The organism is Acidocella sp. (genome assembly GCF_028687955.1).
Taxonomy (GTDB): domain Bacteria; phylum Pseudomonadota; class Alphaproteobacteria; order Acetobacterales; family Acetobacteraceae; genus Acidocella.
The window spans coordinates 39,790-60,363 of the sequence record NZ_JAQTZC010000001.1 but is presented as its reverse complement, the minus strand read 5'-3'; the positions used below and the strand labels follow the sequence as shown (position 1 = coordinate 60,363).

21 protein-coding genes are annotated in these 20,574 nt (G+C 65.5%); 13 read left to right on the top strand and 8 right to left on the bottom strand.

Annotation, left to right across the window (positions count from 1 at the left end; genetic code table 11):
* Together PHE40_RS00295 and PHE40_RS00290 are read right to left on the bottom strand one after the other, a co-directional pair.
* Positions 1 to 1,230, bottom strand: a 1,230-nt coding sequence (locus PHE40_RS00295; protein ID WP_299956325.1) for a porin, incomplete at its 3' end; no start/stop codon positions are given.
* 321 nt (positions 1,231 to 1,551) lie between these two features.
* The gene (locus PHE40_RS00290) at positions 1,552 to 2,145 is read right to left on the bottom strand and encodes a thiamine phosphate synthase (RefSeq protein ID WP_299956323.1); all 594 of its coding nucleotides are present in this window, start codon (positions 2,143 to 2,145) and stop codon (positions 1,552 to 1,554) included.
* On the opposite strand from PHE40_RS00290, the gene PHE40_RS00285 reads away from it, so the two are divergent.
* The 7 genes from PHE40_RS00285 (at position 2,144) to xylB (ending at position 9,678) form a co-directional block, all read left to right on the top strand.
* The gene (locus PHE40_RS00285) at positions 2,144 to 2,839 is read left to right on the top strand and encodes a YggS family pyridoxal phosphate-dependent enzyme (protein ID WP_299956321.1); all 696 of its coding nucleotides are present in this window, start codon (positions 2,144 to 2,146) and stop codon (positions 2,837 to 2,839) included. The genes PHE40_RS00290 and PHE40_RS00285 overlap by 2 nt on opposite strands.
* Before the next feature lie 139 nt (positions 2,840 to 2,978).
* Entirely contained in the window at positions 2,979 to 3,833 is an 855-nt protein-coding gene (mreC, locus tag PHE40_RS00280; protein WP_299956319.1) for a rod shape-determining protein MreC, read from the top strand.
* 3 nt (positions 3,834 to 3,836) lie between these two features.
* On the top strand, positions 3,837 to 4,361 hold the full coding sequence (locus PHE40_RS00275) for a rod shape-determining protein MreD (protein WP_299956317.1): 525 nt from the start codon (positions 3,837 to 3,839) through the stop codon (positions 4,359 to 4,361).
* Between the two features lie 36 nt (positions 4,362 to 4,397).
* Positions 4,398 to 6,248 carry a penicillin-binding protein 2 gene (gene mrdA, locus PHE40_RS00270; protein ID WP_299956314.1) on the top strand — a complete coding sequence of 617 codons (1,851 nt, stop codon included), beginning with the start codon at positions 4,398 to 4,400 and terminating at the stop codon, positions 6,246 to 6,248.
* Positions 6,248 to 7,405, top strand: a complete 1,158-nt coding sequence (rodA, locus tag PHE40_RS00265; protein ID WP_299956334.1) for a rod shape-determining protein RodA — start codon at positions 6,248 to 6,250, stop codon at positions 7,403 to 7,405. The genes mrdA and rodA overlap by 1 nt, the downstream gene beginning before the upstream one ends.
* A 9-nt stretch (positions 7,406 to 7,414) precedes the next feature.
* Positions 7,415 to 8,194, top strand: a complete 780-nt coding sequence (gene murI / locus PHE40_RS00260; RefSeq protein ID WP_299956311.1) for a glutamate racemase — start codon at positions 7,415 to 7,417, stop codon at positions 8,192 to 8,194.
* Positions 8,191 to 9,678: a xylulokinase gene (gene xylB, locus PHE40_RS00255; protein ID WP_299956309.1), complete on the top strand. Its 1,488-nt coding sequence runs from the start codon at positions 8,191 to 8,193 to the stop codon at positions 9,676 to 9,678. Before murI ends, xylB begins: the two co-directional genes overlap by 4 nt.
* 722 nt (positions 9,679 to 10,400) lie before the next feature.
* Here the strand turns inward: xylB and PHE40_RS00250 are convergent.
* On the bottom strand, positions 10,401 to 11,297 hold the full coding sequence (locus PHE40_RS00250; protein WP_299956332.1) for a LysR family transcriptional regulator: 897 nt from the start codon (positions 11,295 to 11,297) through the stop codon (positions 10,401 to 10,403).
* Positions 11,298 to 11,314: 17 nt separating this feature from the next.
* On the bottom strand, positions 11,315 to 12,280 hold the full coding sequence (gene trxB / locus PHE40_RS00245; protein ID WP_299956306.1) for a thioredoxin-disulfide reductase: 966 nt from the start codon (positions 12,278 to 12,280) through the stop codon (positions 11,315 to 11,317).
* A gap of 181 nt (positions 12,281 to 12,461) precedes the next feature.
* Here trxB and PHE40_RS00240 point away from each other — a divergent pair, with 181 nt between their 5' ends.
* Entirely contained in the window at positions 12,462 to 12,953 is a 492-nt protein-coding gene (locus tag PHE40_RS00240) for an Lrp/AsnC family transcriptional regulator (RefSeq protein WP_299956303.1), read from the top strand.
* Entirely contained in the window at positions 12,946 to 13,875 is a 930-nt protein-coding gene (locus PHE40_RS00235; protein ID WP_299956300.1) for a cytochrome c oxidase assembly protein, read from the top strand. Before PHE40_RS00240 ends, PHE40_RS00235 begins: the two co-directional genes overlap by 8 nt.
* Positions 13,876 to 14,122: 247 nt before the next feature.
* Here PHE40_RS00235 and PHE40_RS00230 read toward each other — a convergent pair whose 3' ends face one another.
* Positions 14,123 to 14,650 (bottom strand): zinc-ribbon domain-containing protein, encoded by a 528-nt coding sequence (locus PHE40_RS00230; RefSeq protein WP_299956297.1) that lies wholly within the window; start codon positions 14,648 to 14,650, stop codon positions 14,123 to 14,125.
* Positions 14,651 to 14,857: 207 nt separating this feature from the next.
* On the opposite strand from PHE40_RS00230, the gene PHE40_RS00225 reads away from it, so the two are divergent.
* The 4 genes from PHE40_RS00225 to PHE40_RS00210 are packed head-to-tail and all read left to right on the top strand — an operon-like array spanning position 14,858 to position 17,772.
* Positions 14,858 to 15,541 (top strand): cell division ATP-binding protein FtsE, encoded by a 684-nt coding sequence (locus tag PHE40_RS00225; protein ID WP_299956294.1) that lies wholly within the window; start codon positions 14,858 to 14,860, stop codon positions 15,539 to 15,541.
* Positions 15,534 to 16,436 (top strand): ABC transporter permease, encoded by a 903-nt coding sequence (locus PHE40_RS00220; protein ID WP_299956291.1) that lies wholly within the window; start codon positions 15,534 to 15,536, stop codon positions 16,434 to 16,436. Before PHE40_RS00225 ends, PHE40_RS00220 begins: the two co-directional genes overlap by 8 nt.
* On the top strand, positions 16,436 to 17,068 hold the full coding sequence (locus tag PHE40_RS00215; protein ID WP_299956288.1) for a YdcF family protein: 633 nt from the start codon (positions 16,436 to 16,438) through the stop codon (positions 17,066 to 17,068). The genes PHE40_RS00220 and PHE40_RS00215 overlap by 1 nt, the downstream gene beginning before the upstream one ends.
* Positions 17,065 to 17,772 (top strand): 1-acyl-sn-glycerol-3-phosphate acyltransferase, encoded by a 708-nt coding sequence (locus PHE40_RS00210; RefSeq protein WP_299956285.1) that lies wholly within the window; start codon positions 17,065 to 17,067, stop codon positions 17,770 to 17,772. Before PHE40_RS00215 ends, PHE40_RS00210 begins: the two co-directional genes overlap by 4 nt.
* Positions 17,773 to 17,920: 148 nt before the next feature.
* Here the strand turns inward: PHE40_RS00210 and PHE40_RS00205 are convergent, their stop codons facing one another.
* Genes PHE40_RS00205 through PHE40_RS00195 form a run of 3 tightly spaced genes read right to left on the bottom strand, consistent with a single transcriptional unit; the run spans position 17,921 to position 20,482 of the window.
* The gene (locus PHE40_RS00205; protein ID WP_299956282.1) at positions 17,921 to 19,246 is read right to left on the bottom strand and encodes an ATP-binding protein; all 1,326 of its coding nucleotides are present in this window, start codon (positions 19,244 to 19,246) and stop codon (positions 17,921 to 17,923) included.
* On the bottom strand, positions 19,243 to 19,938 hold the full coding sequence (locus PHE40_RS00200) for a response regulator transcription factor (RefSeq protein ID WP_299956279.1): 696 nt from the start codon (positions 19,936 to 19,938) through the stop codon (positions 19,243 to 19,245). Before PHE40_RS00200 ends, PHE40_RS00205 begins: the two co-directional genes overlap by 4 nt.
* A gap of 10 nt (positions 19,939 to 19,948) precedes the next feature.
* The gene (locus PHE40_RS00195; protein ID WP_299956276.1) at positions 19,949 to 20,482 is read right to left on the bottom strand and encodes a MarR family winged helix-turn-helix transcriptional regulator; all 534 of its coding nucleotides are present in this window, start codon (positions 20,480 to 20,482) and stop codon (positions 19,949 to 19,951) included.
* Positions 20,483 to 20,574: the final 92 nt, after the last annotated feature.

Sequence of the window (20,574 nt, the reverse complement as noted above, 5' to 3'; positions counted from 1 at the left end):
GTTGCCCTTGGTAGCCGCAGCCGGCTGGTGCTTGTGGCCGTACATGTATTCCACGAACAGCGAGACCGGCTTGGCAACCGCGTAGTTGGCGCCGGTGGCAAAGCCGTATTCGCTCAGCGTGCGGGCGGTGGTGCCGCCATAGGTCCAGCCGCCGGAGGTCTGCGAGTTGAAGTAGGACGCGCCGACCGAGTAGGGGCCGACAACGTAGACGGCGCCCACGGTGTAGGCCAGCGCGTTGCGGGCACCGCGGGGCTTGAAGGCGTAGCCGTCTTCAACCGAGCCGCTCTTGAGGTTGGCGCCAACGGTCAACCCGCCATAGGTGGTCTGCGCGCCAGCCTGGAACACGCCCATGCTGCTGTAAGCCTGCGCGCCGGTGAGATTGCCGAGCGGCGAGGAGGCCAGATAGCCGCCGGAGACCTGGGTGGCGAAGCCGCCGAGGTTCACACCGTAGTTGATCATACCGTCAAACGTGTTGCGGCGGCGGGTGTTGCTGCCACCGGCGATGGAGGAAACCTGCGCGCCGTTGATGCTGCTCAGGCTGGCGTAGCCTTCCTTGATGCCGTTGGAGTTCGGCTCAAAGCTGATGACGGCGCTGAACTTGCCATCCAGCATCGGCTCGGCCAGGGCCGGGGAGATGTAGACCAGCTTGTCAGTGGTGTAGAGCGCGCCCTGGTCGGCATAGATGAACTGGCCGGGAGCGCCGCTCGGCAGCAGGTTGACGGGAGCGCCTTCCGCCGTCCACTGCGCGCCGTCGCCGAACGCCTCGATCACGCCGCGCTGCAGCAGGGTGAAGGCGCCGTCGGTCTGGCCGTAGCGGACATAGCCGAACTCGGTCGTGCCGATATAGCCATAGGCGCGGCGGACATAGAAGCTGTTCACACCGGAGCTGTTGGTGGTGGTGTTGTTCACGCCCTTGCCGGCGTTGGAGGTGGTGGTGCGCAGCTCAACCTGGGCGCCGTAGGCAATGCCGTCCTCGGTCATGCCGTCAACGCCGGGGTACAGGCGCACATCGCCGATGGTGCCGACCGGGCTCAGCTTGTAGGCGGTGGCGCCGGTGCCGCCGGTCATGCCGTTGCCGCCAATATCGCCGATGGCGAACTGCAGATAGCCGTTCAAATGCACGGCGACGGTGCCGGGGGCGACCGGCTTGGCCGGCTGCGCCATGGCGCCGGAGGTGGCGGCGAGCAGAGCGCCCATCGAGGCCGCGGAGGCCAGGAGCAGTTTGCGCATGAAAAAATCCTTCTCATTTTAAGCCGGAGACCCGGCGGGATACGTTAGCGGCGAGTTAAAAAAACCCGGTTCTGAGCAGCCAGCCGTGGGGGCGAACCGCTCGGATGCGCCCTTAAAAGCCGCATACTGGCGCTGGCGCAATCTCGTAATTGTGCAGCGGGGGAATTTTGTAACACCTGTGGCGAAAACAGCACATGTATATGACAATAGTGTGAAATTTGGATTTCAAATCACTTGGAAAAACCGTAACATTTTGTCGAATATTACAGTTTCGCAAGCATATGTCTACCTATTTGGTAGGCAATAAATGTAACATTGCCGCTATGTGGCAACGGCGGCCAAAGCCTCGATGGCCCCGGCGCCGGCACAGAATTTACCCAGCCTGCGAATGCTTGCGCCGTTAATTCCCCCCAGCGCGAAGGGGTTAGCCCGCCCGGCGCGCCGCGCCAGATTGCGAAACCCCGGGCCGCCGAGCACCGGGGCGCCGGGATGGCTAGCGGTGGGGAAAACCGGGGAGATGAAGGCGATGCGCGCGCCGGCCTTTTGGGCCTGGCGCAGCTGCGCCAAATTATGCGCCGAGGCGGTGACAAGCGCGTGGCGCGGCAGGAGCAAAACCCCGGCGCGCCGGCCGCCGCGCAGATGTACCCCGGCCTTCAGGCGGGCCGCCAGCCGCGCGTCCCCCGCGACCACCAAGGCAATGCGGCGCGCGCGGCACAGCGTGGCGAGTTGCGCGCCCAGCGCGGCGCGCTCCGGCGCGGCATCATGCCGGAACACCACGCCGCATAGACGGGGTGGCAAGGCGCGCACCACCGCCAGCAGGTCCGGCGTTCGCGCGGGGTCTGAGAACAGCCAAAGCGGCGGCGGCGCGCCGCCCCGCTTTACCCTCCGGCCCCAGGCGATTAACCGTATATCCATGGCTGACCTTACGATGATCACGGCGAATCTGGAAAACATTCATGCCCGTATCGCCGCGGCCGCGCGCGCCGCCGGTCGCGCCCCCGCGGATGTGACGCTGATCGCGGTGAGCAAGACCCACCCGCGCGCGGCGGTGCTGGCCGCGCTGGCGGCGGGGCAGGCGGTGTTCGGCGAGAACAAGGTGCAGGAGGCGGAGGCAAAATTTCCCATCCCCGGGGCAAAGCTGCATCTGATCGGCGCATTGCAGACCAACAAGGCGGCGCAGGCGGTGCGCATCGCCGACGCGATTGACAGCCTGGACCGCGCGCGCCTGAGCGATGCCATCGAGAAAGCGGCGCAGGCGGCGGGGCGGCTGCCGGAGCTGCTGGTGCAGGTGAATATAGGTGCCGAGCCGCAGAAGGCGGGTGTGCCCCTGGCGGCGGCGGATGGGTTCATAAAGGCCAGCCGGGCGCGTTTTGGCGCGGCGCTGAAAGGGTTGATGTGCATTCCGCCCGAGGGGGTGGACCCGCTGCCCTATTTCAGGCGCCTGGCGGCAATGGCGGATGTGCACGGGCTGGCGGTGCGCTCGATGGGCATGTCGGGCGATTTCGAAATCGCGATTGCCGCCGGGGCCACGCATGTGCGCGTCGGCACCGCGATTTTTGGCGTCCGCCCGGCGCGTGATTCCGGCAACGCATCATTAAATCTTACTTAGGCGGGCGGAATCGGCGCGGCTGGACCTGTCCGCTTATGTAAATTGGCTGTAATGCTTGCTCTCGTTTCAGCGATTTGTATTTTTCTTGTGGAGAACACCCCCCCCGGTGATCAGATTATCGGTCCCGTTCCGGCAGGCTGTGTCGCGGCTCACGTTTCCGGTGATGCTGGTGCTGTCGTTTGTCATCGTGCTGATCGGCCGCGCTGACCAGGGAATGTCCGGGGCGCTGCGCACCGGGCTCGATGATGTGCTGGCGCCGGTATACGGCGTGTTCGCGGGGCCGATCGCGGCGGCGGAGAGCGGCACCGGGGCGATCGGGCATTTGTTTTCCTTGAGCGCCGAGAACGCGCGCTTGCGCGCGGAAAACGCCAAACTGCTGCAATGGCAGGCGGTGGCGATGGCGCTAGAGGCGCAGAACAACGCGCTGAAGGCCACTCTGAACTACACGCCGCCCGCCGCGCCGGCGTTTTCCACCGGCGATGTGGTGGCGGATCTGGGCGGGGTTTATGACCGTTCGGTGCTGGTGGATTTGCCGCCTGGCGGCAGCTCCGTGCCGCTGATGGGCGCCGTGGCGATGGACGGGCGCGGGGTTGCGGGGCGCGTGGTCGAGGCGGGGAGCCGCTCGGCGCGGGTGCTGCTCATCACCGATATCAACAGCCGGATTCCCGTGGCGCTGGGCGCCCGCGGCGCGCCCGCGCTGATGGCCGGAACCAACGGCCCCACCCCGGCATTGCTCTACTGGGCGCCGGGCCAGCCGCCCGCTGAAGGCGCGATGGTGCTGACCAGCGCGGTTGGCGGCGCGTTTCCGCCCGGCCTGCCGGTTGGCGTGGTGCATTACGATGCGCAAAACCAGCCGGTGGTGCTGCCGCTGGCGGATTTGGACTCGCTGCGCCTGCTGCGGCTGTTCAGCTACCCGGATAATCTGCCGGTGCTGACGCCGATCCCGCACACCAAGGCCAAGCCCGCCGCCATCGTCCATCACCGGAAAAAATAGCGCATGCGGCGGCAAGGCTTGTGGCGCCGGTTGGATGCGGCGGCGCGTTATGCTGTTCCCTTCGGCACGCTGGTGGCCGGGCTGGTGGTGCTGGGCCTGAATTTCGGCCTGCCCGGACAGGCGCAGCTGCGCCCGGTTTATGCGATGGCCTGTGTGTTTTTCTGGTCGCTGTACCGGCCGTCCGCATTGCCCGCGCCAGCGGTGATGGCGGGCGGGGTGCTGCTGGATCTGCTGGGCTTTTCGCCGGTCGGGCTGTGGGCGTTGCTGCTGCTGCTGCTGCACGGCTTGGTGCTGGCGCTGCGCCGCCGGCTGGTGCAACGGGGTTTCTTATTCACCTGGCCGGTTTTTTCCGGCTTTGCCGCCGGGGCGTTTGTGCTGGCGTGGGGCGCGCAATCGCTGCTCGGGCAGGGCGTGCTGCCGCTGCGCCCGGTGCTGACACAAACCGGCTTCGCGGTGTTGCTCTACCCGGCGCTGGCGGCGCTGTTCATTCGTATGCATCGCGGCCCCGCGGCGGCTGAATTGGCCTGATGCCGGGTTTGCGCCTGCCGGCGGGGGGCGCGCGCCATGAAGCGTGACGCCAAGGACCGCGCCGCCTTTACCCGCCGCGCGCTGCTCATCGGCACGGCGCAATTTGGCATCTTTGGCGCCATCGCGGGGCGGCTGTATAATTTGCAGGTCGCCAAGCATGGCAAATACGCGTTGCTGGCAGAGCAAAACTCGATCTCCGAGCGGCTGGAAGCACCGCTGCGCGGGCTGATCACAGACCGCTTCGGCACCGTGCTGGCGGGCAACCAGCAGCACTGGCGCGCCCTTTTCATGCAGGCGCTGGCGCCTGACCCGCAGGCGGTGCTGGATAATTTCTACCGGCTGGTGCCACTGCCCGACGACGAGAAGGCGCGCATCGCCGCTGAGCTGGCGCACCGGCCCGGCTATATTCCGGTGCTGCTGAAGGATTATCTGGACTGGCCGGACATGGCGGTGCTGGAGGTGAACACGCCGGACCTGCCCGGCGTTGTGGTGGAGGTGGGGGCCAGCCGCTCCTACCCGTTCGGCCCGGGGCTTGCGCATGCGGTTGGCTATGTGGCCCGGCCCAACCAGCGCGAGGCGGCGGCGGACCCGGTGCTCAGCCTGCCGGGCATGCGCATTGGCCGCACCGGGGTGGAGGCGGCGCAGGATACGGTGCTGCGCGGCGTGCCGGGTTTCGTGCAGATGGAGACCAACGTGCATGGCCAGGTGGTGCGCCAGTTGGCGCATGACCCGGGCACGCAGGGGCAGGAGGTGACGCTGGCACTGGATGCCGGGTTGCAGGCGCTGGCGGTGCAGGGGCTGAAAGACCAGACCGGGGCGGTGGTGATGCTTGACGCCATCACCGGCGAGATTCTGGCGATGGCGAGCAGCCCCTCGTTTGATCCGTCGCTGTTCGACAAAGGGGTGCCGCAGGCAACCTGGAATGCCTGGATGGCCGATCCGGGCCACCCGTTGCAGAACAAGGCGGTCGCGGGTTTGTTCGCGCCTGGCTCCACCTTCAAGCCCACCGTGGCGCTGGCGGCGATGAAGGCGGGCACCCTCACGGCGGAGACGATTTTGACCTGCCCTGGTTTTTTCAAGCTGGGTGACCATGTGTTCTGGTGCGATAACCACATGGCCCATGGCTCCATTACCGTGACCACGGCGTTGCAGGTGAGCTGCGACGTGTTTTTCTATCAGGTGGCGCTGGGGGTGGGGATCGACCGGATCGCGGAGATGGCCACGCTGATGGGGCTGGGCACCGATCTGGGCGTGGATCTGCCTAATGCCGAGACGGGGCTGGTGCCGACGCTGGACTGGGCGCGCCAGCATGGGATTCACTGGGTGGAGGGCAGCACCGTGGTGCAAGGGATCGGCCAGGGCTACACCCAGCTCACGCCGCTGGCACTGGCGACGATGATCGCGCGGGTGGCGACGGGCAGCGCGGTTGGCCCGCATATCACGCGGCGGATTGCCGGGACTTTGCAGATTGGCTCCACCCCGGGCGACTGGCCGGTGCTCGATGTTGACCCGGCGCATCTGGCGGTTGTCCGCCAGGGGTTGTTCGAGGTGGTGAACACCCCGGCGGGCACGGCCTATGCCAACCGGCTTGATCTGCCGAATGTGCAGATGGCGGGCAAGACCGGCACCGCCCAGGTGCACGACAACACCGCGGCCGAGAAGCGGCAGGGGTTTAATGACCTCACCATGGCCTGGGCGGCGCGGCCGAATGCGCTCTTTGTCGCCTTCGCGCCGTATGACAATCCGCGCTATGCTGTGGCCGTGGTGATCGAACATGGCAATTACGGCGGGGTGGCGGCGGCGCCGATCGCCCATACGTTGATGACCCATGCGCTGACCCATGATCCAGCCGGGCGGGATGTGCCGCTGGGAGGCGGGGGCGCATGATGATGGATTCCGAAAGGCTGGCGCCGCAACGGCCGTTCCGCGACCGTTCCTTCGGCCTGATGAGCAAGCTCCTGCGGGTCAACTGGCTGTTCGTGCTGTGCGTCTGCCTGCTGGCGGGGGTGGGGTATACGGCGCTGTATTCCGCCGCCGGGGGCGCACCTCGGCCCTATGCCGACAGCCAGCTGTTCCGCTTCATCGGCGCGCTGGCGCTGATGCTGGGGATCGCGATGGTGGATATCCGCCAGATCGCCAAAATCTCCTGGCCCGCCTATGCGCTGGGGATTTTGCTGCTGCTGGTGGTGATGAAGTTCGGCCATACCGGGCTGGGCGCGAAGCGGTGGATGAGCGTGGGGGGCATGGACATTCAGCCGAGCGAGTTGATGAAGCTGTTTCTCACTCTGGGGCTGGCGGCGTATTTCCGCCGCGCCACGCAAGAGCGGCTGAACGAGGCCTTGTTCCTGCTGCCGGCGGTGGCGGCGATTTTGCTCCCCGTTGGGCTGATATTGAAGGAGCCGAACCTGGGCACCGCCGTGATCACCGCGATGATCGGCGCCACGGTGATGCTGGGGGCGGGGGTGCGCTGGTGGAAGTTCGCGGTTTTGCTGGGGGTGATGCTGGTGGCGGCCCCCCTGCTTTATCATCACCTGCATGACTACCAGCGCGCGCGCATCATCACCTTCCTGAATCCGGGCTCGGACCCGCTGGGGGCCGGGTATAATATCATCCAGTCGAAGATCGCGCTGGGTTCGGGCGGGCTGACCGGCCAGGGGTATCTGCACGGCACGCAGAACCAGCTAAATTTCCTGCCAGAGAAACAGACCGATTTCGTGTTCACCATCATCGCCGAGGAGTTTGGTTTTCTGGGCAGCGTGGCGGTGCTGGTGCTGCTGTTCTCCATTATCGCCATGGCGCTTTATACCGCGATTTCATGCGGGCATGTATATGGGCGGCTGGTGGCGCTGGGGGTGGCGGCGAATTTTTTCCTGTACTGTTTTGTCAATCTCTCAATGGTGATGGGGCTGATCCCGGTGGGGGGCGTGCCGCTGCCGCTGATCTCCTATGGCGGTTCGGCGCTGACGGCGGTGATGCTGGGGTTTGGCGTGTTGATGTCAGTGCATGTGCACCGCGACGTGGAATTCGCCAGCGAGGAGTTCTGAGGCGACGCCATGCATCTGCTTGTTTTTGATTCAGGGATTGGCGGGCTGGGCGTGGTGCGCGAGATCCGCCGGTTGCAGCCGGACGCGCGGATCAGCTATCTCGCCGATAACGGATTTTTCCCCTATGGTGAAAAACCCGATGCGGCGCTGCTGGTGCATATCGTGGGGCTTATCGGCAGGGCCATAGAGTTTTTGAAACCGGATGCGGTGGTGGTGGCGTGCAATACCGCCAGCACCATCGCGCTGGGGGCGTTGCGGGCGGCGTATGCGCTGCCCTTCATCGGCTGCGTGCCGCCGATCAAACCGGCGGCGGCGGCGAGCAAAACCAGGGTGATCGGCGTATTGGCGACCGCCGCGACGGTGCGCCGGGCGTATTTGCGCGAATTGATTGAGACATTCGCGCCCGATTGTGAAATTCACAGCCTCGGCGCGCCCACGCTGGCGGCGCTGGCGGAGCAGAAATTCCGCGGCCATGCGGTGGATGTGGCGAGTGCGGTGGCGCCGTTATTCAACCAGCCCGGTGCCGGGCGGATGGATGCGGTGGCGCTGGGCTGCACGCATTACACGTTTCTGCACCCGGAATTCGAGGCGCTGTATCCGGGGGTGACGTGGTTTGATCCGGCGCTGCCGGTGGCAAGGCGCACGCTGGCGGTGACGGGGGGACTTTCCACCCCGGCGGCGGCGCGCGCGGGGGCGGCGTGGTTTACAGCACCGTTGGCGGATATGGATGTGATGCGGCCGCGGCTGGCGGAATTCGGGTTTGATGAAGTCTGTCAGGGGGCGTTATGACAAAATTTCTATGCGGCATCGATCTGGGGGCGAGCAGCCTCAAGGTCTCGATCATCAACGCGGCCGGGAAGGTTGCGGGCGAGGCGAGCACGCCGGTGACCACCGTGGTGGCGCGGCCGGGATGGTCTGAGCAGGACCCGGCGGAATGGTTTGCCGCGTTGTGCCGGGCGGTGCCCGAGGCGCTGGAGGCGGCGGGGATCGGAGCCGGGGACATCGCCGGGGTTGGCGTTTCGGCCGGGGCGCATATTCCGGTGCTGACCGATGCGGCGGGCCATGCGCTGCGCCCGGCGATTATGTGGAACGACCAGCGCAGCGCCGCCGAGGCCGCCGCGTTGCAGGCGCGGGCCGGGGCGCGGATTGTGGAGATCGGCCTGAACCGGGTGAACCCAACCTGGACGCTGGCGATGCTGGCCTGGTTGCAGAACCATGAGCCGGAGGTGATGGCGCGGGTGCGGCGGTTGTATCTGGCGAAGGATTATCTGCGCTTTTGCCTGACCGGAACCTGGGAGACGGATTTCTCCGACGCGGTGGGGAGCCTGCTGGCCGAGGACGCCACGCGCGGCTGGTCAACCGAGCTTTGCGGGTTGATCGGCTGGGACATGGCGCGCCTGCCGCCGATTGTGGAGGCCACATCCGTGGTGGGGGGCGTGTTGCCCGCCGCCGCCGCGGCCTGCGGGCTGGCGGCGGGAACGCCGGTGGTGTGCGGCGCGAACGATACCACAGTGGAATTTTTTGGCGTGGGAGCCGTGACACCCGGGGTGGGCGGGGTGAAACTGGCGACAGCGGGGGTGTTGTATCTGGCGACGCAGGGGCCGCGCGTGAACCCGCCGGTTTCCTGTTATCCGCATATCATGCCGGGGATGTACTACACCGCGACGGGGACGAACTCCTGCGCCTCGGCGCACCGCTGGCTGCGCGATCTGATGTTCGCGCAGGGCGGGTTCGCGGAGATGGATGTGCTGGCGGGCGAGGCGCCGGCCGGGGCGGATGGGCTGCTGTTTCATCCGTATTTGCAGGGTGAGCGCGCCCCCTATTGGGACCCGCTGCTGCGCGGCGATTTCATCGGGCTGACGATTTCCCACACGCGGGCGCATTTCGCGCGCGCGCTCTATGAGGGGATTGCGTTTTCCATTCGCGATCTGCTGGAGGCGGCGCGCGGGCTGGGGCTGGAATTTGGGGTGATACGGCTGATGGGCGGCGGGGCGCGCAGCGCGGCTTGGCGCAGGATCATCGCTGATGTGACCGGGCTGGTGATGGAGCGGACCGAGGCGGGGGATGCCTCATTTGGCGCGGCGCTGGTGGCGGGTGTGGGGGTGGGGATGTTTGCCTCACCCGCGCAGGCGGTGGCGCGCTGCGTGCGGTTGCTGGATGTGACCGCGCCGGATGCGGCGGCGCATGCGATGTATGGCCGTTTGTTCGGGATTTATAAGGATGCGCAGGCGGGGCTGGTGGAGGTTAACCACCGGCTTTGGGACGTGGGGTGACGCTCCACGTGGAGCGTTTGTGGCGTTTTTGGCAGAAGTGATTGGTTTTTCTGGGGAATTTTTTGCTTGCTCCCCAGTTTGGGCGGGTTTGGTGCGGAAATGGAACGGGGGAGGCTCACAGGACCTGATTGGTTTAATACCAGCCCGCCAAGAGCTTGACTCTCTGGATTTGGTGGCGGGCTGGTATAAGCTCTTGATTTTGCGCGCGGCCGCCCCACCAGCCCCGCGCGCATACCAGTCAGCCTTAAGGCTGACTGGTATTACCTCCAAAAAAAGACCCGCAGCCTAGGGGCTTGCGGGTCAAGTCAACAGGGAGGCTTCACGTCTGGGAGACGTTGGGACCAAAGTCCCAATCCAACCCTCGCGGGTTGAACGAGTCCGGCTCGCACCGAACAATGTTGTATATAGGCCACAACCAAAAAATTTTTAAGTGTTAATTTCGTAATATCGGCCTTTTTACAACCGCTGGTCGCGCGCCTGCCACGCGCTTCGTGCATAATAGCGCGCCACTTTGCCTAAAAACCGGCCTTATCCGCCGGTTCCAGGGTCAGATGGCTGATACCAGTCAGCCTTAAGGCTGACTGGTATGCGCGCGGGGCTGGTGGGGCGGCCGCGCGCAAAATCAAGAACTTATACCAGCCCGCCACCAAACCCAGAGAGTCAAGCTCTTGGCGGGCTGGTATGAGACGCCATCGCACTCTGGCGGTTCCCGGATGGCCCGTTCAGGGCTTATGCGCGCCGCGCTCGGAGATGCTGTTGATCAGGAAATCCCGGAAAACCGAGACGCGCTTACTGTTGCGCAGCTCCTCGGGATACACAAAATACATCTCATTGGCCGGTTTTTTCAGATCGGGCAGCACGTTCACCAACCCTGTTGGGTCCTGTACCAGATAATCCGGCACCGCCCCGATGCCCATGCCGTTGCGGATGCAAACCAGCATCGCCTGTAGGGAGTTCACCTCCAGCACGCCCCGGCGCGGCGTGCCGTCCTTGCGGCCCACCTCGGCCAGCCAGTTCACATCAGGCACCGGCGGCTTGCGGTCGCCAAAGAGGATCAGCTTGTGATGGTCGAGATCCTCCACGATCTGCGGGGTGCCGTTGGCCTTCAGATACTCCGCCGAGGCCAATATCTGGCTGCGGATTTCCCCCAGATGGCGCTGCACCAGGTCGGGCTGGCGCGGCGGGTGCATGCGGATCGCCACATCGGCCTCGCGCATCGCCAGGTCCAGATCGGTGTCATCGAGCAACAGCGTCACGGTCACATCCGGGTGCGCGGCCATAAAGGTTTTCAACCGCGGCGCCAGCCAGGTCACGCCAAAGCTGTGCGTGGTGGTCACCTTCAGCCGCCCGGCCGGTTTTTCCTTGCTCTCGGCCAGCAGCGCCTCGGTCATCGCCAGCTTGGCGAACACCTCGCGCACGGTGCGGTTCAGCGCCTCGCCCTGCTCGGTGAGGATCAGCCCGCGCGCATGGCGGTGGAACAGCGGCACCGCGAGCGCCTCCTCCAGCGCCGAAATCTGCCGCGACACCGCCGACTGGCTAAGGTTCAGCGTATCACCCGCATGGGTGAAGCTGCCCGCCTCCGCCACCGCGTGGAACACCCGCAGCTTGTCCCAATCCATTTTCTGCCCCGTCATTTTTATGCTGCCTCACTTGCCTGCTGGGGTAACTGCGCCAGGTATTTCTCCGCCTCCAGAGCTGCCATGCAGCCGGTCCCGGCGGCTGTCACCGCCTGGCGGAAAATTTTATCCTGCACGTCGCCCGCCGCGAAAACGCCGGGCACCGAGGTCTCGGTGCTGCCGGGTTTCGTTATGATGAATCCCTCCGCGTCAGTGTTCACCTGCCCGCCGAAAACGCCGGTGGCGGGTGAGTGGCCGATGGCGATGAACACGCCATCCACGCTGATCTCCTGCGCGGCCCCGGTCTTCACATGGCGCAGCCGCGCCCCGGTGACCACCGCAGGGGTGCCGCCGCCCAGAATCTCATCCACCGCATGGTCCCAGATCACGGTGATTTTTGGGTTGGCAAACAGCCGGTCCTGCAAAATTTTCTCGGCGCGGAAACTGTCGCGCCGGTGCACCAGGGTCACATGGCTGGCGTGGTGGGTGAGATAGAGCGCCTCCTCCACTGCCGTGTTGCCGCCGCCGACCACGGCGACCTTTTTGCCCCGGTAGAAAAACCCGTCACAGGTGGCGCAGGCGGAAACCCCGGCGCCCTGGTAGATCTTCTCCGAATCCAGCCCCAGCCAGCGCGCCTGCGCCCCGGTCGCGATCACCACGGCATCCGCCACGAACTCCACCCCGGCATCCGACCATGCGCGATAGGGCCGGGCGGAGAAATCCACCTTGGTGATGATATCGTAGATGACCTCGGTGCCGACATGCACGGCCTGCTTTTCCATCTGCTCCATCAGCCAGGGGCCCTGGATGGTCTCGGCAAACCCGGGGTAATTCTCCACATCCGTGGTAATCGTGAGCTGCCCGCCCGGCTGCAGCCCGGCCACCATCACCGGCGCCAAATTGGCGCGCGCCGCATAAATTGCCGCCGTGTAACCGGCCGGCCCCGCGCCGATGATCAGTATGCGCGTTTTCCTCACCTCAGCCATTTCCGTTTATCATCCACCAAAATAATTAAGAATCAGGAATGCAGCATATCTGTTGACCTCGCGCCGATACAAGCGCGCGTTTATGATACGGGGCGCGGTAGTTGGCAATTTCCCCCCATGGTCAAATGAATTTGTGTAATTATATTGCGCGGAACCATCCGCCAGTGTTTTAGGACCAGCCATGCCAACTGACCCCGACCCGATCCAGCTCGACGACATCGACCGCAAGATCATCGCCGAACTGCAAGAGGACGGCCGCATGACCAATGTAGAGCTGGCCAGGCGGGCCGGAATTTCGCCCCCGCCCTGCCTGCGCCGCGTGCGCCGGCTGGAGGAGGCCGGCTTCATTCAAGGCTACCACGCCCGCACGGACGGCCAGAAACTCGGCTGGCAGATCGCTTTCTTCGTCATCGTCGGGCTGGAGAGCCAGAAACAGGCGGTGCTGGATGGTTTCGAGGCCCTGGTCGCCACCTGGCCGGAGGTGCGCGAATGCCATATGATCCGCGGCGGCGGCGATTTCCTGCTCAAGCTGGTGGCACGCGACGCCGCGCACGAGAACCAGCTCACCGCCCGGCTCACCGGCGCCGCGCATGTCGCCCGGGTGCAAACCCTGCAAACAATACGCACCAGCCGGGATCTCGCCGGCGTGCCAATGGATCGTTCAAATGCTTGATTTCCTGATTCTGCTGGCCGCCGTCATCGTCGACCTGCTGTGCCGCTACGTTCCAGCCCATCTGCCCTACCTGTTCCCCTTCGTCTTCAACGCCCCGGTGTTCCTCGGCAGCTGGTTCATGCTGCTGTGGTATCTGCGCGGCATGGCCCGCATCGCGCCGGAGCAAAAACCCGGCCGCCTGCGCCAGTGGTTCTTTCTGCTCGGCCTGGGCAGCATTTATTTCGTGCTGCAAACGCATTTTGAATACATCTCCCAGCACATGTTCTTCCTCAACCGCATCCAGGCGGTGGTTATCGGCATGGCGGCGCCCTTTGGCATCGCCATCGGCTGGATGCCCGAGGTCCTGCGCCTTGGCGTCCCGCCCTGGGTGCTGCGCGCCTGCCAGAGCCGGGTTGTGCACAGGCTCAGCCGCGTGCTGGCCCACCCGCTGCCCGCCATGGCGATCTTCCTCATCACCACCGATGTCTGGCTGATCCCCGCCGTGCATTTCGCGGCCATGATCAACCCGTTCCTCTACGCGGTGATGAACCTCTCCTGCCTGCTCGGGGGCTTACTGTTCTGGCTGGTGGTGCTGGACCCGCGGCCAAAACCCGCCGCGCGCTTCTCCTACCTCGCCCGCGCCGCGGCCGGCTTCCTGGTGATGTTCCCGCAGATCGCCGTCAGCTCCTACATCGCGTTGAGCACGGATAATCTGTACTCGTTTTACACACTTTGCGGCCGGCTCTTTCCCTCCATTTCCCCGCTTTATGATCAAATGCTCGGCGGGCTGATCCAGTGGATACCCCCCGGCATGATGAACACCGCCGCCCTGCTCATCAGCCTCAACGCGCTGCGCCTCTCCGACATCAAGGCCGAAGAATCCTTTGTTCCACCTCCTGGCGCGAAGATTTACGAAGCCAAGTGGACCGGGCAGAAAAAATAGCCGGTTTTTGTTGCGTTGCAGCACGTTTTTTGTTGCGTTGCAACGTGTGTTTTCCCGCCTGAGCGATACCAGCACAGCCCAGCTTTGAAATTTTGGACCAAGTTTCCGGGTGGATTTGATCTAATACCAGCCCGCCAAGAGCTTGACTCTCTGGGTTTGGTGGCGGGCCGGTATAAGCTCTTGATTTTGCGCGCGGCCGCCCCACCAGCCCCGCGCGCATACCAGTCAGCCTTAAGGCTGACTGGTATTATACGATATGTCCAAAATGCCCGATGAAGGCCAGCCCCGCCAATCCGGCCGCCAGCAGCAGCAACAGAGTCAGCACCAGCCGCAAAGTGCCGGTTTTAACCGGCGTCGGCGGGCGCTTTTCCGGCTCGTATTCAACCTCGTTGTTGCGCGCCGCGTGCACCAGATCCGCGAAGGAATCCCCCTGGCCGGGCTGATGCAACGGCGCCACGCCGTCATCACCGCTGCTGGTCAGGAACATCGGCAGCCCCAATGCCGGGTCGGTCTCACTCACCGGCACGCTCACCACCTCCGCCGCCGCCAATGGCGCATCGGCAAGCTTGGCATCCACAAGCGGGGCATCGACCTGGGATTCACTTACCGTCTCCGGCGCCGCCGCAAAATCTGAAACCATGGCCAGATCGGGGGAAAGCGGCTGACTGCGCCAGCTCGTTCCGCACCGCGCGCATTGCAACTTGCGGCTGCGCCCCGTCAGCGCCGCATCGGGCACTTCGTACTCAGCTGAACAATTCGGGCATAAAAGACGCATGATCAGCTTTATGAATGGCATTTCTGGCGTGTTCGCGCAATAACAACTGCATGACCTTCGGCCGCCAATCAATTCAATTGACACAAATTTTGGTCTATCTAAACATTATCCACGCGCGGCAGTCTCAACGCCCGGGGGCTGATCCGGGCCGCGGCCGCGCCACCAAAACCTGGTTAACCCCCTGGTGTAAAATAACTTTAAGGTCCAATGATTAGATTTGACGACGTCTGGTTAAAATACCGCCATCAGGACCGTAGCCCGGGGGCTTTGGCGCGCGATGTGCTGCGCGGTGTTGATTTTAAAATCCCCGAGGGCGGTTTCCGCTGGCTCACCGGCCCTTCGGGCGCGGGAAAAACCACCCTGCTCAAGCTCATCTACCTGGCCGAACACCCGACCCAGGGCCGGATTGACATCATGGGCACCCATGCCGCCAGAATCTCCCGGCGCGATGCCGCGCTGCTGCGCCGGCGCATCGGCGTGGTCTACCAGGATTTCCGCCTGCTCGCGCATCTCTCCGCTTATGACAACGTGGCCCTGCCGATGCGCCTGGCGCGCCGTGCCGAGCGGCAAGTTCACGCCGATGTCACTGAAATCCTCCGCTGGGTCGGCCTCGCTAACCGGCTGGGCGCGCTGCCCGACGAACTCTCCGGCGGCGAGCAACAGCGCGTCGCCATCGCGCGCGCCGTGGTCGGGCGACCGAAACTGCTGGTCGCCGACGAACCCACCGGCAATCTGGACGATGAGCAGGCAAGCAGGCTGATGACCCTGATCACCGCCCTCAACCAGCTTGGCACCACCGTCATCGTGGCCACGCACAACCACGCACTGGTTTCCGCCTACCCCGCCCCGCGGCTGGAAATAGCCGAAGGCCGGCTCACCGCGCATGGCTAAACACCATACCGACCCGCTGGGTCTGCACTCGGCGCTGGAGGACTGGATGCTGCCCGTCCTGGTCGCGGCCATGAGCTTCCTCGCCGCCCTGGCCGTGGCAGGGGCGCTGGCCAGCACCGTGCTCGCCGCGCAATGGCAAACCGATACCGCCGCCGCGCTCACCATCCAGGTGCCCCAGCCCAGCGCGCCGGACGCCGCCGGCAACGCCACCCGCCTGGCCGCCGTACAGGCCGCGCTGCAAACCATGCCGGGCGTTAGCAGCCCGCGCCTGCTGAGCACGGATGCCCTGAACCACCTGCTCGCCCCCTGGCTCGGTACGGATGCGGCGGCGCTCGGCCTGCCGCTCCCCGCTGTCATCACCGCCACTTGGAGCGGCCCCGGCCCGGGCGATGCCATCGCCGCGGCACTGAACAAACCAGCCCCCGGCACACTGGCGCAAACCGGCGTGCAATGGGCCGCGCACGTCACCGCGCTCACCGGCAGCCTGCAAACCTGCGCCGCCGCGGTGCTGGTTATCGTCGCCCTGGTCGGCGGCGCGCTGGTCGCGCTGGCCACCCGCGCGGGCCTCGCGCAACGGCGCGAGACCATCGAGATCATCCATGGCCTCGGCGCGCAGGATGGCGACATCGCCAGCCGCTTCGCCAGCCGCGCCACCGCCCTCGCCGTGGCGGGCGCGGCCGCCGGGGCGCTGGTGGCGCTGCCCGTGCTACTCTGGCTGGCCGCGCTGGCCGCGCCTTTCAGCGGGCCGCCCCAGCTTAACGGCCTGCAACACGGGCTGTCCGGCCTGCCGCCCGCGTTGTGGACGGCGCTGCCCTGCCTGCCGCTGGCCGCCGCCGTCATCGGGTGGAGCTCGGCGCAGCTCACCGTGCGGGGCTGGCTGCGGAAACTGGTCTGATGCCCCGCGTCCGCCGTTTCCGCCGCCGCCGCCGCTTCTCCGTGCTGCGCTTGTTCGCCAAGGGCTTCGTTGTCCTCGCAGGCCTCTGGCTGGCCGGCTTTGTCATCTTCCTCGCCGTGGTCCTCACCGCCGCGCCGCCCAACCCCATGCCCCATGCTGGCGGCATCGTCGCGCTCACCGGCGGGGATGACCGCGTCAGCGCCGCCCTCGCCCTGTTGGCTGACCGCGACGCCCCGCTGCTGCTCATCTCTGGCGCCGGGCGCGGCACCTATCTGGGTGACTTCACCGCCGACGACGCCGCCGCCGCCACCCGCTATGCCAGCACCATAACCCTCGGCCACATGGCCGGCACAACCCACGGCAATGCGCTGGAGACCTCCAACTGGGTCCGCGCCCACGGCATCCACTCGCTCATCGTCGTCACCGCTGACTATCATATGCCCCGCGCCATGCAGGAAATGCATCAGGCCCTGCCCGGTATCACTCTCATCGCCGCCCCGGTGCGCCCGCCCGCCATGCGCAACCTCTTCAGCCTGCCCACATTGCGGTTGCTCGCCGGAGAATATAGCAAGTACCTCGTGGTGCGCTTAGGATTCCGCCGGTTCGCCGCCAGTCTCATAACCCAGGATTGATCAACCTGCGCTTCCTCCGCTCCCTCGCCTTCAACGCCATCATGTTCGGCACCGGCACCGTACTCAGCCTTTGGGGCATTCTGCTTTGGCGGCTGGGCTATGCGCGGCTTGACCGCATGCCCATCCTCTGGGCCAAAATCTGCCTCGCCGCTCTGCGTTTGTTCTGCGGTGTCCGGCTGCGCATCGAGGGGCGCGAATACCTGCCGCCGCCCGGCGGCGCCATCGTCGCGGCACAGCACCAGTCCACCCTCGATGTCCTCATCTGGCTGACCCTGCTGCCCCACCCCTCCTTTGTGTTCAAGCGTGAGCTGGCCAAAATCCCGCTGTTCGGGGTGCTGCTGGAACCTACCGGCATGGTCCCGGTGGACCGCGGCGGCGCCGGCCAGGCCCTGCGTAAAATGGTGTCGGACTGTGCCACGGCCCTCGACGCCGGCCGCCAGATCATCCTCTTCCCCGAGGGCACGCGCGTTCTCCCCGGCAAGCGCGCCCGCCTGCACCCCGGCATCGTCGCCCTGGCCAAAGCCAACAACCTGCCGCTTATCCCCGCCGCCACTGATTCCGGCCTCTCCTGGGGCGCGAAAGCCTTCCGCATTTTACCCGGCATTGTCACCGTGAAGCTCTACCCGCCCATCGCGCCCGAAACCCCGCAGGATGAAATACTCGCCCGCCTCGCCACCTACTTTTACGACTCCGGCGTAACCTAGAGCCTGATTGGGTTAATACCAGCCCGCCAGGAGCTTGACTCTCTGGGTTTGGTGGCGGGCTGGTATAAGCTCTTGATTTTGCGCGCGGCCGCCCCACCAGCCCCGCGCGCATACCAGTCAGCCTTAAGGCTGACTGGTATTAACCGCCTCACGCCGGCAGTTCGATCACCACGCGCAGGCCACCGCCTGGGCGGTCCAGCAGAAAAATATCCCCGCCATGCGCGCCGACGATATCGCGGGCGATCGTCAAGCCCAGCCCGGTACCGCCCGCCGAGGCCGTCTCGAACGGGCGGAACACGGCCTCACGCTGACTGGCTGGAATCCCGGGGCCATCATCCTCAACCACAATCCGCAGTGTCCGCCCGCTCATCGCTGCGCCGAGCCACATCTGCCCGGCATGGCGGCGGGCATTGTCAATCAGGTTGGTCAGCACCCGGCGCATCGCCTCGGGGCGCAGCGTCGCGCTCAACCCCTCGGGGGCATCGCAATCTATCCGTGCCCCCGCCCGCCGCGCGGCCGCCGCCACATCCTCCAGCAAGCCCGTCACATCGGTGGGCACGGCCTGTTCGCTGCCCTCGCCGCGCGCGAAACTGAGATAAGTGGCAATCAGCTGCTCCATCTCCTCAATGTCGCCGGTCATCTCCGCCATCTCGCCCGCATCGGCTTCCGGCAGCATCGCCAAAGAGAGCCGCAGCCGGGTGAGCGGCGTGCGCAGATCATGCGACACCCCGGCCAGCATGGTGGTCCGCTGCGCCAGGAATCGCCGCAGGCGCTCCTGCATCCGGTTGAATGCCGCGGCCGCACGGCGCACCTCCACCGCCCCCTCGGGCTTGATCGGCCCGGGGTCGCGCCCCATGCCAAAGGCCTCCGCCGCCACCGCGAGGCGGGTGATCCCGCGCACCTGGGTGCGTAAAAACAGCGCCGAGATGCCAAACAGTAGCCCGGCGGTGCCGATCACCCAGACCAGGAATAGATAAAACGTGCCAATATAGAGCCGCTTGCGCGACACATCGATGCTCAGCACCCCGTCAGCCATCTGCACATTGATCCGGATGAACCCCGGCGTGGTATTCCAGGCGACATTGAACGGCCGGTGCAGATTCTGCGCCAGCCCGCGGGCAAGATCGTCATCAACCGGGCCTGGCGCATCCGGCGGCGGCAGGCGCCGCAGCACCTGGTTGCGCAAAAACACGGTGCTGAACTGAAAATACCGGTCAGTCTCCTGGATGATGAGCCCCCGGGTATCCGGCGCGCGGTCGATCTCATCAATCATGAACCCCACCTCGCCGGCCACCCCCCCGGCCAGGCGGCGGGAAAGCTCGTTGAGGTGATTGCCATAAAACAGCAGCAGCGCCACCGCCTGCAGCAGCACCAGCGGGATCAGTACGATCAGCAGCGAGCGGCCTAAAAGCGTGCGCGGCAGAAACCTGCGTAGCACCCGGTCAGCCGAAAATCCGCCGGGGCGTAGTTTCATGGCCCTGGTTTCAGAGTATAACCCTTGCCGCGCACGGTGTGCAGAAACCGCGGCTCGCGCGGGTCTGGCTCTATCTTGCGGCGCAGGCGCGTCACCTGCACGTCGATCGCGCGCTCGTTCACATCGTCCAGCCCCAGGGCCGCCGCCAGCACCTCGCGTGAGAGGATCTCATGCGGGCGGGCCGCCAGCGCCATCAGCAGCGCAAGTTCGGCCCCGGTCAGCCGCACCCGGTTGTTAGGCCCCACCAGCTCGGCGCGCGATGCGTCAAACACCTTGCCGCCCAACTGCAACGGCCCGGCGGGCAATGCCGGCGGCTGCGCCCGGCGCAGCATGGCGCGGATGCGCGCCAGCAGCACCCGCGGGTCAAACGGCTTGCCCAGATAATCATCCGCCCCGGCCTCGAAACCCGCGATAATATCCTCTGGCGCATCGCGTGCGGTGAGCAGCAGTATGGGCATATCAGGGGCGCGCTCGCCGCGCAGGCCGCCGGTCAACTCCAGCCCGCTCTCGCCGGGCATCATCACATCCAGCACCATCAGGTCAAAATCCATGAACCTCAGCTTGTCGCGCGCCTGCGCGGCGGAATCCGCCATCGTCACGCGGAACCCCTGCTCAGTAAGGTAGCGGCTCAACAGCCCGCGCAGGCGCGGTTCGTCGTCAACGACGAGAATATGCGCCCCTTCACTGCTCATCGCACCGGCCCTAACGCGCCCCCCGGCTGCGGTGGGCGTCCAAGCTGTCGATGTAGTCGCGCCCCTGCTTCAGGGTCAGCCCGTGCAGCACCCGGCGGAATCCTTCCACTGCCGGCCCGCCCGCCTCCCGGTAGGCCGCGAGAAAACGGTCCCGCTGACAGTCAAACAGCCGCCGCTCCAGCGCCTGGCCTTTCTCGGTGAGGGTGAGCAGCCGCTGCCGCCGGTCCTGTGCGCCCGCCGTCTGCGCCACGTAGCCGTCACGGATCAACGGCCCTAGCACACGGGTCAGGCTCTGCTTGGTAATGCCCAGAAACGCCAGCAACTCCCCCACCGTCAGCCCCGGCTTGCGGCCGATCCAGTGCAGCGTGCGATGATGCGCCTGCCCCAGCCCAAACTCCGACAAAATCGCCAGCGAGGCGGCGGCGATGTCACGCATCGCGAAAAACATCATGTCCTGCGCAACCCGCAACTCCTCCTCGCGCAGAAATAACAGCCCCGCGCCTGGCTGCGCGTGCGTGGAGCCGGGGGGCAGATCGCGCTTCAAACGATTGAGACCTTGAGTTGGAGTGTCTTGCATGGCAGATTCGCAATCCTACGAGGTTTCCAGAACCTATTATGACAGTATTGCTTACTTAT